Origin of the sequence: Microbulbifer echini, assembly GCF_041447225.1 — a bacterium.
Classification (GTDB): Bacteria; Pseudomonadota; Gammaproteobacteria; order Pseudomonadales; family Cellvibrionaceae; genus Microbulbifer; species Microbulbifer echini.
The window spans coordinates 22,000-35,999 of sequence record NZ_JBGMEL010000004.1 but is presented as its reverse complement, the minus strand read 5'-3'; the positions used below and the strand labels follow the sequence as shown (position 1 = coordinate 35,999).

Here is a 14,000-nt window from a genome sequence, read left to right as displayed (position 1 = left end):
TTTGTACTGACAGCGCTGTCAAAGAGCAAAAAGTGACCGAGTTTGCTACCCGCTTATTTTGAATTTTGCCATAATGCGCCCCCCCAATTTTGCCAGGCTGTCTAATACTTGGGCGGCCCTATATTTTTACTATCCAACATTCACGGGTAATCGACGAATGGCACAGATCGACGACACCGCGCTGGTTTATAAGAACCTTTCACCAGCACAATTGGTCGAGCAGGCTCTTACGCGCGGCGAAGGCAAACTTTCCGACACTGGCGCGCTGGTCACTGAAACTGGCGCCCGCACCGGCCGCTCCCCGGCGGACCGCTTTGTTGTGGAAGAGCCCTCCACCGCCGACAGCATCGCCTGGGGCAATGTGAACCGCCCCTTCCCACAGGACAAGTTCGATGCCCTGTGGGACCGCGTAGAGGCTTTTGTCGCCGGCGACGACAGCTTCGTGCAACATCTGCACGTAGGCCAGGACGAAGATCACTACCTCCCAGTTGTTGTGACCACCCAGACCGCTTGGCACAACCTGTTCGGCCGCAACATGTTTATCCGCGCCGAAAAGTACAACCCCAAGGGCAAGGAAGAGTGGCGCATCCTGCACGCACCGAATTTTGTGTGTGAACCCGAGCGCGACGGCACCAACTCCGAAGGCTGCGTGATCATCAACTTCGGCCAGCGCCGCGTCCTGTTGGCCGGAATGCGCTACGCCGGTGAGATGAAGAAGGCGATGTTCTCTGTGCAGAACTTCCTGCTGCCGGAAAAAGATGTCATGCCCATGCACTGTGCCGCCAACGTGGGCAAAGAAGGCGATACCTGCCTGTTCTTCGGCCTGTCCGGCACCGGTAAGACCACCCTGTCCGCCGACCCCGAGCGCTACCTGATCGGTGACGACGAGCACGGCTGGAGCAAGGGCGCAGTCTTCAATATGGAAGGCGGCTGCTACGCCAAAACCATCGATCTGAGCCAAAAAAATGAGCCGGTAATCTGGGACGCAATCCGCTTCGGCGCCATCGTTGAGAACGTGGTGACCAACGATCACGGCACCGCCGATTACTGCGACACCAGCCTCACAGAAAACGGCCGCTGCTCCTACCCGCTGGAACATGTCGAAATGCGCCAGCTGGCGAACCGCGCCGGCGAGCCGAAGAATGTCATCTTCCTCACCTGCGACGTATCCGGCGTACTGCCTCCAGTATCCATCCTCTCCAAAGAGGCTGCCGCCTACCACTTCCTGTCCGGCTACACCGCTCGCGTTGGCTCTACCGAACTGGGCGCAGAGGCCGGTATCCATCCGACCTTCTCCACCTGTTTCGGCGCGCCGTTCATGCCGCGCGCTCCGCGCGAATACGCCGACCTGCTGATGAAACGTATCGACGACTTCGGCTCCAAAGTCTACCTGGTCAACACCGGCTGGACTGGCGGCTCCGGCGACAACGGCAAGCGCTTCCCGATTCCGGTTACCCGCGCTGTGGTAGCGGCAATCCAGAGCGGCGCTCTGGAAGGCGCGGCCACCGAGCACCTGGATACCCTGAATCTGGATATTCCCCTGGAAGTACCGGGCGTCGACAAAGCCTACCTGAACCCACGTGAAGCCTGGGAAGACAAGGCTGCCTACGACGATCAGGCCGGCAAGCTGGCCAGACTGTTCGCCGAGAACATTGAGAAGTTCAATGTCAGCAATGAGGTGAAAGGCGCCGGTCCCAAGGCCTAAGCCCTTCACCGCAGCCTCCTAAAGGCGTAAAAAAGCCCCGCCACCACATGGTGCCGGGGCTTTTTTTATACCGCCATCTTCCACTTCCACTCCGCTACCCATGCCATCGCAAGTTGTCGATTTTTACGGCTATAGTGTGTAAAGAGGCGCCGACGAAATAGACGTCTGTGTGCAGGCTCTCACTTCACTGGCCAGATTTCGGAGCTGTAATCGAAACCCATGTCCGAAGGCAATTCATTTACCCGCTTCAGGACCCTCTACCCCCATCAGCCGCCCGGTCGGCGCACCAATTTTGCGGTAGTGGCCAGCCTGACCCTGTTGCTTACTGTGGTACTGGTAACCCTGTGGCTGTGGCTGTGGTTTAAGGCACAGGAAAAACCCTATGTGGAAACGAAAGGGTATCGCATCGCCAGCGAGGAGAGCTTTAAGAGCTTTTTACGCAATGGCAACAACCGCGCGCAGGTCAAAGCCCTCAGTGACTACTTGGAAAGCCGTGGGCTCAGCGAGGTCACCGCGGTGAGCAATCTACTGCGCCAGGGTGAAGAGTGGCTGGAACTCGAGAAACCAGCATTCGCCCTCCCCCCCCAGGGCGAGTGGTCCAAGATGGCCGATACCTTAAAGCTACTGCGCGAGCAGGTTGTGCCCCTGATCGGCCCGGTAGCAGTGATTTCCGGATTTCGCAGCGACAGCTATAACCGCGAGCTGGAGCACTCCGATAAGGCCCGTCACCGGGCCTTTTGCGCCCTAGACCTAATTCCTACCTCCAATATCAGCCACGGTGAGCTTGTGGAAGAACTGCAAGCCCTGCACGCGCGCCTGGGTCCCGAAAGCCGCTTTGGCCTGGGACTGGGTAACGGCGTGCTCTTCCATATCGACACCTGTGGCTATCGAACCTGGCAACTGATGGATTGAACCATGGGTATCCAAGACAACAGCGATCGTCAAACATCCATTTCACGCACCCAGCGCCGCTGGCTATTACTGACCGGCGGGCTGCTAATCATCATCACGATTATTGTGCTACTGCTCACCTCGGAGAAAACGCGTGAGTTAGGTGAGAGAATTCTCAGCCCTATCGACCTCCTGCCCTTGCCGGATACCCCTGAAATTTACGATATACAGGGATACCCTGCCGCCTCAGAGCGGGTTTTTAGCCGCTTCCTTAAGCAGGAAGAAAATCAGAAGCGGTTTGCCAAGCTAAAGAATTTTCTGCGAATCAATGAGGTGGACCATGTGGTAGCGCCCTTCGAACTGTTGCGCCAAGGCAGCGACTGGCAGGACCTAGGCGAACCACCTTTCGCCATTCCGCCTACGGAAAATTGGGGCTCCATGATTTACACCCTGAGAGCACTGCAGCGAGAGATAGTGCCGATTATCGGCCCGGTTACCGTGGTCTCAGGCTGGCGTACCACCAGCTACAACAGCAAGGCCGGTGGCTCTAAAGGCAGTAAGCATTTGCGCTTTTGCGGGCTGGATATAGTGCCGCAGAAAAATTTCACCCGCGAACAATTAGTGCCCGTACTAAGGGATATTCACAAACGCAACGGCAAGCAGTGGGATATGGGATTGGGGATATATAAAGGGATTCGTTTTCACGTAGATACCTGTGGTTACAGGCGCTGGTAAATCCGCCCTGCTTCTGCTTAGATAGATCGCAAATTAGGCGCCCGATACCACAGGGCTTTGCAGCAGTAGAGGGAGCTCCAGTGCAGGAAAAGTTAGAAAGACGCTCATTTATACTTTCACTTATTTTGGTGTCGATCGGTTTTTTACTACTGGTAAAACCCTTCTTCACACCGATTTTCTGGGCCTGTGCCATCGCCCTGATTTTCTACCCAGTGTACCGCTTGCTGATGGAGCGCTTTCCGAACTCGCCCAACTCCATGGCGCTGCTGACGCTGTTTATGTGCATCGTGCTATTGGTAATACCCGTACTGGTGGTAGCAACGTCCTTTATTAATGAAGCCGTCACTCTCTATCACCGGGTGCAGGAAGGGCAGATCGATATCTCGAAATCCCTGGAACAGGTGCGCAATACCTTCCCACGGGTCAACGATATGCTCGAGGGCATCGGCGTCGATATTGATGAAGCCAAGCAACGGCTACTCGGCGGCGTAATGAATGCCGGCAGCTTTATCGCCAAAAATGCTATTGAAGTTGGGCAAAACACCGTTAACTTTTTTGTCATGCTTGGCTTAATGCTCTACCTCACATTCTTTTTAATTCGCGATGGCGAGAAGCTGGTCAACCTGATTATTCATGCACTGCCCCTCGGTGATGAACGCGAACACCTGCTGCTGGCTAAATTTGCCGAAGTGACCCGAGCTACCATCAAGGGCAACCTGGTCGTCGCCATCACCCAAGGCTCCCTGGGCGGTATTATTTTCTGGGCCCTCGACCTCCCCGCACCGTTGCTGTGGGGGGTATTGATGACCCTGCTGTCGCTACTACCTGCCGTTGGCGCGGCGCTGATCTGGTTTCCCGCCGCGATCTATCTCTACGGCATAGGCGAGCCAATCAAAGCCAGCATATTGCTGGCATACGGATTTACGGTAATCAGCTTGGTAGACAACTTATTGCGCCCCATCTTGGTGGGACGGGATACCAAGTTACCGGATTATCTGGTGCTGTTTTCCACCGTGGGTGGCCTGATCATGTTTGGTATCAGTGGCTTCGCAATAGGCCCTCTACTCGCAGCGCTATTCCTCGCCTTCTGGGAAATCTTTATGCGGGAATTTGTCCACCCCGAAGACATGCTGATGCCGCCAAGGCCCGAGGGTGATTAGCCGTGAGCAACCCCGCCAGCTGAAAGTGGCAGCAAAATACTCTGAATGCTGAATAGAGCTAGCGATGGGAGGTCTAGGATAACGCGCAAAACCGAAAGTCTGGCTTCTGGCACTCGCCAGTCTCTCGGGCGAAACTAGACTGTTGCGAAAATTCCAGGTCGAACAAGAGGCATATACTAGTTTGATGCGGAGTATGGCAGTAGCATAGACGCAATTTTTGCCTTAGCGGATGTTCCTATGAAATATTGGTTTACCCTGATTATCGCCACCATAATTAGCCTGCCGCTAATGGCGCTGGAAGTTGGAGAAAAAGCACCCAACTTCTCCCTGCAGGGCACAGATGGAAAGACACACTCACTGGACGACTATATCGGCAAACGCGCAGTTGTAATCGCTTGGTTTCCGAGGGCTTTTACTAAAGGCTGTACTATCGAATGTAAATCCCTGGCTAAAAATGGGCACAAAATTCGCGCCTTCGACGCGGCCTATTTTATGGCCAGCACCGATAAGCATGAGGATAACACCCGTTTTGCCAAGCATAATGCCGCCGATTTTCCCCTACTCAGCGACCCCACTGGACAAACGGCTAAAGCATACGATGTGTTGATCCCCGTTCTTAAACTCGCTCGGCGCGTCACTGTTTATATTGGCAAAGATGGGACCATTCTGAAGATTGACAAAGATATCAACCCCGCTACTAGTGCAGAAGATATCGCCCGTAATCTGGCCGAACTCGGGGTGGAGAAATCGGGCAACACGCAGAAAGAAAACGTGGAGCAGTAATCTATTTCACAGCTCGGAAAGCTCCGGGCTGCTTTCTCATACTATGAGATTGCAGAATTTATCTTTGATCTTCTTAGTCACAAATAAAGGAAACCCCAAAACAGCACTGCTGTCCTTCAAAGTCATCGAGCCACTTGCAAACGCTCAAGCTGGCCCGGCCCTCACTGGATTTATCCACAAACTCATGAGAGTAGATTGGCTCGCCAGAGGCGAATACACATAAGTCATCATCCCGCAATTCCACAGCGTTATTGGCCCAAGGCAGCTGCGCATCGGTCTTGCCTGCCACTTCCTCACCGGCCAATTCACAAATCTTTCGATTACCCCAGAGATATTTTCCTTCCCGATCTTTTACCCAAAAAAGAAAAGGTAATTTTTCAAGAACACTCATCTCAGAACTATTCATAAATCCACCTAAATATTACGAGCATATTATAAATACAGCATTACTTACCGGATCTATCAATAAAACGACTTCAAACTAAATGCATCAAACTTACACGCCCTTATAGCAATAAGGCGCAAACATATAACCGCATTACCCAACTAACCGTAAAATCCCAGTAGTAATAGCAAGTTATAAAACCAATTTTGCCGCTGTATGATAACGTTCAACAAAAAGGACTGTAACTAAACAATGCACAAAATTTCAGGAACTTCAACACCCTTGTGATCACAGCCATCCTAGTCTCAGCCTGTAGTGGAGAGGCGGAAATGGTGAAAACAACAATCCAGAGCCAGCACCACCGGTGAGAGCAATACAGCCCCTCATAATCCTGTACGGTATTTATGATAAGGATTTTCGTAACTTCCCATAAATCACAGCAACCATAGAACAAAGAACATATACTGCCGAACAAAAAAAAAGTAATGAATTCAATGTTGACGCTGACCACAACAACAAAATGGTAATTATTCTTACTAAAGTTGCCGTATCTCTCGATTTGAATTTCAAATTTCGCTCATAGATGAAATCATTCAAAGACCTAAAAAAATACCGCAACCAATAATGAAGCTATCTTTTCAAATAAAAACCACTCTCTCGTCATCAGGGTTTTTCCGGTTTAACCGCTAACCTGGTCGATTTAGCCAACAAGAAAATTCAACTTCATCCGCAGAGAACTCTAAGAACTCTATTTTTTAAATCTTGCCAAACAAGGCAATAGAACTTGTCCTTCACCTAAAAGCAACACTCTCGACTTTCATCACAGGCGAAGGTAATTATATTACCCGAGAAATAGCCATTCCAATGCCCAGGATTTTATCCAGGACTTAGCTTTTACTGTAAATAAATACGAAGGAATTTCCCTCAGGAACCCAGAGAAAATTTTGAAACCCTTATAAAAAATATTAGAAAACTAATACTTGTGCGACCACTCATTTGCTATCAACACATATAAAACCAGTATTTTATTCAGCGGCCTACATGTCAGAAATAGAGGGCTTTTAACAAGAATCATTGAACTAGAAAAGAGAGAGACAGATTAGCGGTATTCCCAACTTTACTAGAGTTGGCGATTTCCGGTACAAAATAGACAGTAACAAAAATTTATCCTAGTTCTTCTACGAGGAAGCCATATGGAATAGATATAGTAAAGAATATTACTTAGATACCAAGGAAGAAATCTCGAAATTAAACTCTACCACATGTTAAATACCCAACTCTCATTTCCGTTGAATGAACTCCGCGGTGAATTTACCGCAAGATTTTACCATCCAGAGTCTTATGCAGAATACAATTGCGATTATCTCCACGCCTACCATAGAGGCGTACACCCACCTGGGATCTCAGTAGTCTTGAGATCCCAGTGTTAGAGTCACTCTCCACTCATCCCCAGCTCTTTCAGCTTCCTGGTCAGGGTATTTCGCCCCCAACCCAGTAAATCTGCAGCATCCCGTTTACGTCCGGCAGTATGCTTGAGGGCGATTTCTATCAACGCCTTCTCAAAAGCCGGCACGGCTTCGCTGAGAATTTCCTTGCGCCCGGCGCTCAGGGCTTGATCGGCCCAGAGTCGAAGGGCCTTTTGCCAGTCCAGGGGGGCTTCGACATCGTTCCCCTGTTGGTGCAATTCCTGCGGTAAATCCTCGATATGCACTTCGCGGCCCGAGGCCATCACGGTAATCCAGCGACAGGTGTTTTCCAGCTGACGCACATTCCCGGGCCAATCGAGCCCGGCAAGGTATCCCTCGGCCTCTTTACTCAGAATTTTGGGCTCAACATCGAGATCTGCGGCGGCGGCATTAAAGAAATGACGCACCAATCGTGGGATGTCTTCACGCCTGTCCGCCAACCGCGGAATATGGATACGAATAACATTCAAGCGGTGAAATAAATCCTCGCGGAATTTATGCTCGCGTACCAACTCCTCCAGGTTCTGATGGGTGGCGGCAATAATACGCACGTCCACTTTTACCGGGGTGTGACCTCCAACCCGGTAAAACTCCCCATCTGCCAACACGCGCAACAACCGCGTCTGTGTTTCCGCCGGCATATCACCGATCTCATCCAGGAAAAGGGTACCGCTATTGGCCTGTTCGAAACGCCCGGTGCGCTGGGCACTGGCCCCGGTAAAGGCGCCCTTCTCGTGGCCAAACAATTCGGACTCCATCAAGTCTTTGGGGATGGCGGCCATATTGAGGGCGATAAATGGCTTATCCCGGCGCGGGCTGTGGTTATGCAGGGCCTGCGCCACCAGCTCCTTGCCGGTGCCCGATTCACCGTTAATCAATACCGTGATATTCGAGTGAGACAGGCGACCAATGGCGCGAAACACTTCCTGCATAGCCGGCGCTTCGCCGATAATCTCTTTATTACCCGCACCATTGTCCGGCTCTGCGCGCTCTTCCTGGGCCTGTTCTTTGGCGTGCGCCAAGGCGCGGCGGGTAACCGCCACGGCCTCATCGATATCGAAGGGCTTGGGTAAATATTCAAAAGCCCCGCCCTGGTAGGCGGCCACCGCACTGTCAAGATCTGAGTGCGCGGTCATAATAATAATCGGCAGGCCCGGACGCTCCGCCTGGAATCGCTCCAGCAGTTTAAACCCGTCGGAACCCGGCATGCGGATATCACTAATCACCACATCCGGCGAATCGCTGTAAAAATCATCTAGAGCGCGATCACCACTCTCGTAACACTGGGTTTCGATTCCCTCCCGCGAAAGTGCCCGCTCCAGTACCCAGCGGATTGATCGGTCGTCGTCAATAATCCAAACGCGATTGCTCATTCTCTAGGTTCCTGTATTGGCTTATTCGGTAACAAGTGGCAGGTAAATCTGGAACACACTGCGACCCGGTCGGCTATCGCATTTGATCAGGCCGCGATGCTGGTTGATGATGTTTTGGGAGATAGACAGCCCCAGGCCCGAGCCCTCGGCACGTCCGGAAATCATCGGGAAAAATATGCGCTCACGGATCTCCTCGGGAATACCGGGCCCGTTGTCTTCTATTTCAATACGGCAAACCAGCGGGCAGTGGCGCCGGCCGATGGTGAATTGACGCTGTACCCGAGTGCGCAGCACCATCTCTCCGCTGGCGAGGCCTATGCTCTCGTCGATGGCCTGCATGGCATTGCGGGCGATATTCAACAGGGCCTGGATTAATTGCTCGGGGTCTGCCGGCACATCGGGAATAGAGGGGTCGTAATCCCGGCGAATGCGTAGTTCACCCCCGCACTCGGCCTCCACCAACTGGGCCACCCGCTCCAGAATCTCGTGCACATTACTGGGCGCCAACCGTACCGGCTGGCGCGGCCCCAGCAGGCGATCGACCAGGTTGCGCAGGCGATCCACCTCTTCGATGATGATCTGGGTGTACTCTTCGAGCGAGGCATCGGGCAGCTCCCGCTGCAGTAGCTGTGCGGCGCCGCGAATGCCGCCGAGGGGATTCTTTACTTCATGAGCCATACCGCGCACCAGATTGCGCGCGGTTTCCTGGGTACTGAGTAGCGCGTCCTCGCGGGCGATACGCAGCAAACGGTCCATCGGCTGCACTTCCACCAGCAACACCCCCAGCTCCGGCACGGGGCTCACAGAGTAATCAACGGTGCGTGTTTCCTGATTATGCAGGCGCCAGCGGGCCCGGCGCACCGTGAATTTCTCACCACTGGCAAGGGCACTGCGCAGAGCCTTCTGCGCCTCAACGGATTCCCGCACCACCTCCTCCAAGGGCATTCCCTCAATCCGCGCGCTGGAAGCGGCCAATAAATCCTCGGCGGCATTGTTCAGATAGCAGAGTGCTAACTGGTCATCCAACACCAATACCGCAGAGGTAAGGCTGTCTAGTAACTGGCGCAACTGGCGATCATTGAGCATTCAATAGTTTCCGCTTCTCAACAGGGGCCTGGGCACGATCCTGCGCCCGGCGCGATAAACCCTTGTACCTAGCCAGTGCAAAAAGCAAACCAAAATGGCGCACATGGCTGTCCGAGAGGCACAGTCCGACCACCGCAGTATTTTTACGCTGCCCGGTCTCTGCAGCAGCCCAATCAACCACAGGAAAAGGTAGAAACGTACAAGGAGAACGACCTGCGCACCATATTAGTGCGCAAGCTATTGTTTCACCAGCGGGTCTCAAAGAGGAGTAGCGCCCTCCCAAAAGAGGCGGTTGGCGCCGGTATTGCCTAGAGACTCAGGGGGTGGGCTGGGCCTGGGGGATGCCCGGCCCCACGGGGGCTTTGGGAGCCTGCGGAGCACGCGGTGCCGGGTTGTCCGGGAGCCTTCCCCCCGGACGCTTCACATACAGGGTGATCACCTGAGACTGGGCCAAGACCTGTCCTCTGGCATCGGTAAGCACCGCCTGCACCGAATGGGTGCCCCGCTCTAGTAGGGAGATATCCAGACCCGCTCCCTCGGAGCTGCCGTTCCAGGGCTTGCCATCAACTACTGCAAAGAAGCTGGCCCCCTCCGGATACACCGGTTGTACGTTGACCTGCAGTGGAATAAAGCGTTGCCCCGGTGGGATCGTAGCGCCGTCCTGCGGACTCACAATCTGAATAGTGACGGGGCCCGTGGGCCCTTCTTTGCCCTCATCCTCTCTATCTTTGGGCGACAACTTGCGGGTTGGCAACGGGCGCGGCAGGGCGATGGGCTGTACATTGATCGGGGCCAACTCCACCTTTTGCGCCTGCCCATTGGCCGGTGGCGTATCGCTAAATGTCACCTGGCCATCGGGGCCGACAACTTTGTAAATAGTGCCCGATGCGCTGCCACCATCGGTGCCGGCAAGGGCAAATAACGGTGTGGCGAGGCACAATACCTTAAGCAATTTTGTATATCCCATAGCTCCATCGGCCGCACAGCGGCGCTCCTTGTGTCTGCTCGATTGTGGGCTCCAACTTGGCGGGGCCAGTTAGCAATAAGCGCTGTAAACGCCGCGACAATGATCGACGGCAAAAACAACCACCCCAGTGAAAGTGTACCTCCAATAAAAAAGCCCGCACCAGGGCGGTGCGGGCTTTTCGAGAACAGCTCGACGGCATCACTGTGATGCCGCTCGCTATTACACGGAGTAGTACATATCGAACTCAACCGGGTGTGTGGTCATGTTCAGGCGCTCTACTTCTTCACGCTTCAAATCGATGTAGGCATCGATTGCGTCGTCAGTGAATACGCCGCCTTCGGTCAGGAAGGCGCGATCGCTATTCAGTGCGTCCAGGGCACCTTCCAGGCTCTCGGCTACCGTCGGGTACTCAGCCAACTCTTCGGGCGGCAGGTCGTACAGATCCTTGTCGGCGGCATCGCCGGGGTGGATCTTGTTCTTAACACCGTCGAGGCCCGCCATCAGCAGTGCGGCGAACGCCAGGTAGGGGTTGGCGGTCGGATCCGGGAAACGGGTCTCGATGCGCTTACCTTTCGGCGAGGTCACATACGGAATGCGAATGGAAGCGGAGCGGTTGCGCGCAGAGTAAGCCAGGATAACCGGTGCTTCGAAGCCCGGTACCAGACGCTTATAGGAGTTGGTAGACGCGTTACAGATCGCATTCAGAGCGCGTGCGTGCTTCACGATACCGCCGATATAATACAGAGCGGTCTCGGACAGACCCGCGTAGGCGTCGCCGGCAAATTGGTTTACGCCATCCTTGGTGAAGGACTGGTGTACGTGCATGCCTGAACCGTTATCGCCAACCAGGGGCTTGGGCATAAAGGTTGCCGTTTTACCGTAAGCGTGCGCCACATTGTGCACAGCGTACTTGAGGATCTGTACCTCATCCGCTTTCTTGGTCAGAGTGTTAGCGGCAACGCCGATCTCACACTGTCCTGCGGTGCCCACTTCGTGGTGGTGCACTTCTACACGCAGCCCCATCTGCTCCATAGCGGAACACATGGCAGCACGCACATCGTGCAGGGAGTCGACCGGGGGTACGGGGAAGTAACCGCCCTTAACACCCGGACGGTGGCCGATATTGCCCTCGGCAAAGCTGTGACCGGAGGACCAGGCCGCCTCTTCGGAATTGATTTTGTAGAAGGCGCCGCCCATTTCGGCACCCCAAGTAATATCGTCGAATACGAAGAACTCGGGCTCTGGACCGAACAGTGCGGTGTCGCCCAGACCGGTGGACTTCAGATATTCCTCGGCGCGCAGTGCAATGGAGCGGGGATCACGCTCGTAGCCCTGACCGGTGACCGGGTCCACGATGTTACAGCGAATAATAACGGTGCTCTCATCGGTGAAGGGGTCGAGGAACGCGGTATCGTCATCCGGCATCAGGATCATGTCGGACTCATTGATACCCTTCCAGCCAGCGATAGAGGAGCCATCAAACATCTTGCCCTCTTCGAAGAACTCGCCGTCAATCTCCGACACAGGGATGGAAACGTGCTGTTCTTTACCCTTGGTGTCGGTGAAGCGCAGGTCTACCCACTTAGCCTCACTCTCTTTAATCAAATCGAGCGTTTTCGCTGACATTGCTGTCCTCCAGGTCTTGAAAAGTAATTGGTCGCTATGCCTTTGCTGCCGGCATTCACTCTTTACCTGGCGTGAAATAAAGCAAGGAGTGTGCCAAATTAGGGCAGCCGCGCCGCAGCGGCGACTAGCGCCGGTGCGGGCCCCAGCACTGGGCCGACTGGGGCAGGATAGATGTATTGTGGCCGAGCAGCCACAGGTAAATGCACCATTCTGGCGCGATCGTTCTCGAGGGCGCTCATTAACAGTGCACAACCAAGTTGCCTCCGGCTAGTTTATAATGCCGCACCTTCTTATCAACATGCGGTACCACACGGATTCCCATGCACTTTGTCGTCAAGTTTTTTCCAGAGATCACCATCAAGAGCAACCCTGTGCGCAAGCGGATGTCTCGCCAGCTCAAGGACAACCTGCAGCGCCTGCTGCACCAGCTGGACGACCGCATTCAAGTGCGCAAAGACTGGGAAAAGATCGATGTGATCGCCCCGGATGCCGTAGCGCACCTGGGCAGCCGTATCGAAGAGGTGCTCTCCCATACTCCCGGTATCGCCAACTTCTCCCGCGTGCAACAGTTCCCCCTGGGCGACCTGCACGATATGTATGAGAAAACCCTGGCGGTGTGGGGCCCAGCCCTCAAGGACAAAACGTTTTGTGTGCGGGTAAAACGCACCGGCAAGCACGACTTCCAATCTCTGGATGTCGAGCAGTACGTGGGGGGTGGTCTCAATCAGAATACCGAGGCGGCCGGGGTCAAACTGAAAAACCCGGATATCACCGTGAAGCTGGAGGTCCGCCACGACAAGCTCAACGTGATCGAGGTACAGCACCCCGGTCTCGGCGGTTTTCCCCTGGGCACACAGGACCCGGTGTTGTCGCTGGTATCCGGCGGCTTTGACTCCACCGTGGCCAGCTACCTGATGATGAAGCGCGGCCTGCGCACTCACTTCCTGTTTTTCAACCTGGGTGGGCGCCAACACGAGCTGGGCGTGAAGGAAGTGGCCTATTACCTGTGGAATAAATACGGTGCCTCCCACCGGGTGCGCTTCGTAACGGTGCCCTTTGATGAGGTGGTGGCAGAGATCCTAGAGCGCGTCGACGACTCCCATATGGGCGTGATTCTGAAACGCATGATGCTGCGTGCCGCCGATGTGATTTCCAAGGAACTAGAAGTAGACGCAGTGGTAACCGGTGAGGCGATCGCCCAGGTTTCCAGCCAGACCCTGAAAAATCTGGCGGTCATTGATAGCGTCACCGACACCCTGGTACTGCGCCCGCTGATCACCACCGATAAAACCGACATTATCCGCACCTCGCGGGAAATCGGCACCGAGGAATTCGCCGCGAATATGCCCGAGTACTGCGGCGTGATCTCGGTGAAACCCACCACCCGCGCGAAGATTGAAAAAGTGGAGTCTGAGGAAAACCGCTTCGACTTCACCATCCTCGATCGCGCCATCAGTAATCGTTCGATCCAGAATATCGATCAGGTGATCGAAGAGGTGGATGGCGAGGCCCCGGAAGTGGAGGTTCGCGAGGAGGCCGGCGGCGCCGTCGTACTCGATATCCGCCACCCGGACGAAGAGGAAATGGACCCACTGGAGCTCGAGGGCGCAGAGGTGCAGACCATTCCCTTCTATCGCTTGAACAGCAACTTCGCCCAGCTGGATCAGGAGCGCGAATACCTGCTCTACTGCGCTCGCGGAGTGATGAGCCGCCTGCACGCCTCGCACCTGCTAGACGAGGGCTTCCGCAATGTCGGCGTACTGCGCCCACAGATTCCACACCGCCCCGAAGGCCTCAAGAAGTAGCCTCTGCGCGCGGGCGCT

11 protein-coding genes are annotated in these 14,000 nt (G+C 54.5%); 6 read left to right on the top strand and 5 right to left on the bottom strand.

Annotated elements, in window-relative coordinates:
• Window positions 1-157: 157 nt before the first annotated feature.
• The 5 genes from ACCI51_RS05235 (at window position 158) to ACCI51_RS05215 (ending at window position 5,274) form a co-directional block, all read left to right on the top strand.
• Window positions 158-1,705, top strand: a complete 1,548-nt coding sequence (locus ACCI51_RS05235) for a phosphoenolpyruvate carboxykinase (RefSeq protein WP_371842845.1) — start codon at window positions 158-160, stop codon at window positions 1,703-1,705.
• A gap of 219 nt (window positions 1,706-1,924) precedes the next feature.
• The gene (locus ACCI51_RS05230; RefSeq protein WP_299585557.1) at window positions 1,925-2,617 is read left to right on the top strand and encodes a hypothetical protein; all 693 of its coding nucleotides are present in this window, start codon (window positions 1,925-1,927) and stop codon (window positions 2,615-2,617) included.
• Between the two features lie 3 nt (window positions 2,618-2,620).
• Window positions 2,621-3,331, top strand: a complete 711-nt coding sequence (locus ACCI51_RS05225; RefSeq protein WP_371842844.1) for a D-Ala-D-Ala carboxypeptidase family metallohydrolase — start codon at window positions 2,621-2,623, stop codon at window positions 3,329-3,331.
• A gap of 80 nt (window positions 3,332-3,411) precedes the next feature.
• Window positions 3,412-4,491, top strand: coding sequence for an AI-2E family transporter (locus ACCI51_RS05220; RefSeq protein WP_299585561.1), 1,080 nt, complete (start codon window positions 3,412-3,414; stop codon window positions 4,489-4,491).
• Window positions 4,492-4,728: 237 nt separating this feature from the next.
• Entirely contained in the window at window positions 4,729-5,274 is a 546-nt protein-coding gene (locus tag ACCI51_RS05215; protein ID WP_299585563.1) for a peroxiredoxin family protein, read from the top strand.
• Window positions 5,275-5,347: 73 nt separating this feature from the next.
• On the opposite strand, the gene ACCI51_RS05210 is transcribed toward ACCI51_RS05215, so the two are convergent.
• From ACCI51_RS05210 to glnA, 5 genes are all read right to left on the bottom strand, one after another.
• Window positions 5,348-5,680 carry a PAS domain-containing protein gene (locus tag ACCI51_RS05210; RefSeq protein WP_371842843.1) on the bottom strand — a complete coding sequence of 111 codons (333 nt, stop codon included), beginning with the start codon at window positions 5,678-5,680 and terminating at the stop codon, window positions 5,348-5,350.
• Window positions 5,681-7,091: 1,411 nt separating this feature from the next.
• Complete coding sequence (ntrC, locus tag ACCI51_RS05205; RefSeq protein WP_299585567.1) at window positions 7,092-8,498, bottom strand: nitrogen regulation protein NR(I); 1,407 nt, start codon at window positions 8,496-8,498, stop codon at window positions 7,092-7,094.
• 21 nt (window positions 8,499-8,519) lie between these two features.
• Complete coding sequence (gene glnL / locus ACCI51_RS05200; RefSeq protein WP_371842842.1) at window positions 8,520-9,584, bottom strand: nitrogen regulation protein NR(II); 1,065 nt, start codon at window positions 9,582-9,584, stop codon at window positions 8,520-8,522.
• A 316-nt stretch (window positions 9,585-9,900) separates the two neighbouring features.
• Complete coding sequence (locus tag ACCI51_RS05195; protein ID WP_371842841.1) at window positions 9,901-10,536, bottom strand: DUF4124 domain-containing protein; 636 nt, start codon at window positions 10,534-10,536, stop codon at window positions 9,901-9,903.
• A 234-nt stretch (window positions 10,537-10,770) separates the two neighbouring features.
• Window positions 10,771-12,177 carry a glutamate--ammonia ligase gene (gene glnA / locus ACCI51_RS05190; RefSeq protein WP_299585573.1) on the bottom strand — a complete coding sequence of 469 codons (1,407 nt, stop codon included), beginning with the start codon at window positions 12,175-12,177 and terminating at the stop codon, window positions 10,771-10,773.
• Between the two features lie 320 nt (window positions 12,178-12,497).
• Here glnA and thiI point away from each other — a divergent pair, with 320 nt between their 5' ends.
• Window positions 12,498-13,982: a tRNA uracil 4-sulfurtransferase ThiI gene (gene thiI / locus ACCI51_RS05185; RefSeq protein WP_299585575.1), complete on the top strand. Its 1,485-nt coding sequence runs from the start codon at window positions 12,498-12,500 to the stop codon at window positions 13,980-13,982.
• The last annotated feature ends 18 nt before the right edge of the window (window positions 13,983-14,000 follow it).

Bases quoted from the DNA above. Each gene is read 5' to 3' on its own strand.
- ACCI51_RS05210 (WP_371842843.1), bottom strand. From the start codon at position 5,680: ATGAATAGTTCTGAGATGAGTGTTCTTGAAAAATTACCTTTTCTTTTT.
- ACCI51_RS05230 (WP_299585557.1), top strand. From the start codon at position 1,925: ATGTCCGAAGGCAATTCATTTACCCGCTTCAGGACCCTCTACCCCCAT.
- ntrC (WP_299585567.1), bottom strand. From the start codon at position 8,498: ATGAGCAATCGCGTTTGGATTATTGACGACGACCGATCAATCCGCTGG.
- ACCI51_RS05225 (WP_371842844.1), top strand. From the start codon at position 2,621: ATGGGTATCCAAGACAACAGCGATCGTCAAACATCCATTTCACGCACC.
- glnA (WP_299585573.1), bottom strand. From the start codon at position 12,177: ATGTCAGCGAAAACGCTCGATTTGATTAAAGAGAGTGAGGCTAAGTGG.
- thiI (WP_299585575.1), top strand. From the start codon at position 12,498: ATGCACTTTGTCGTCAAGTTTTTTCCAGAGATCACCATCAAGAGCAAC.
- ACCI51_RS05235 (WP_371842845.1), top strand. From the start codon at position 158: ATGGCACAGATCGACGACACCGCGCTGGTTTATAAGAACCTTTCACCA.
- ACCI51_RS05215 (WP_299585563.1), top strand. From the start codon at position 4,729: ATGAAATATTGGTTTACCCTGATTATCGCCACCATAATTAGCCTGCCG.
- glnL (WP_371842842.1), bottom strand. From the start codon at position 9,584: ATGCTCAATGATCGCCAGTTGCGCCAGTTACTAGACAGCCTTACCTCT.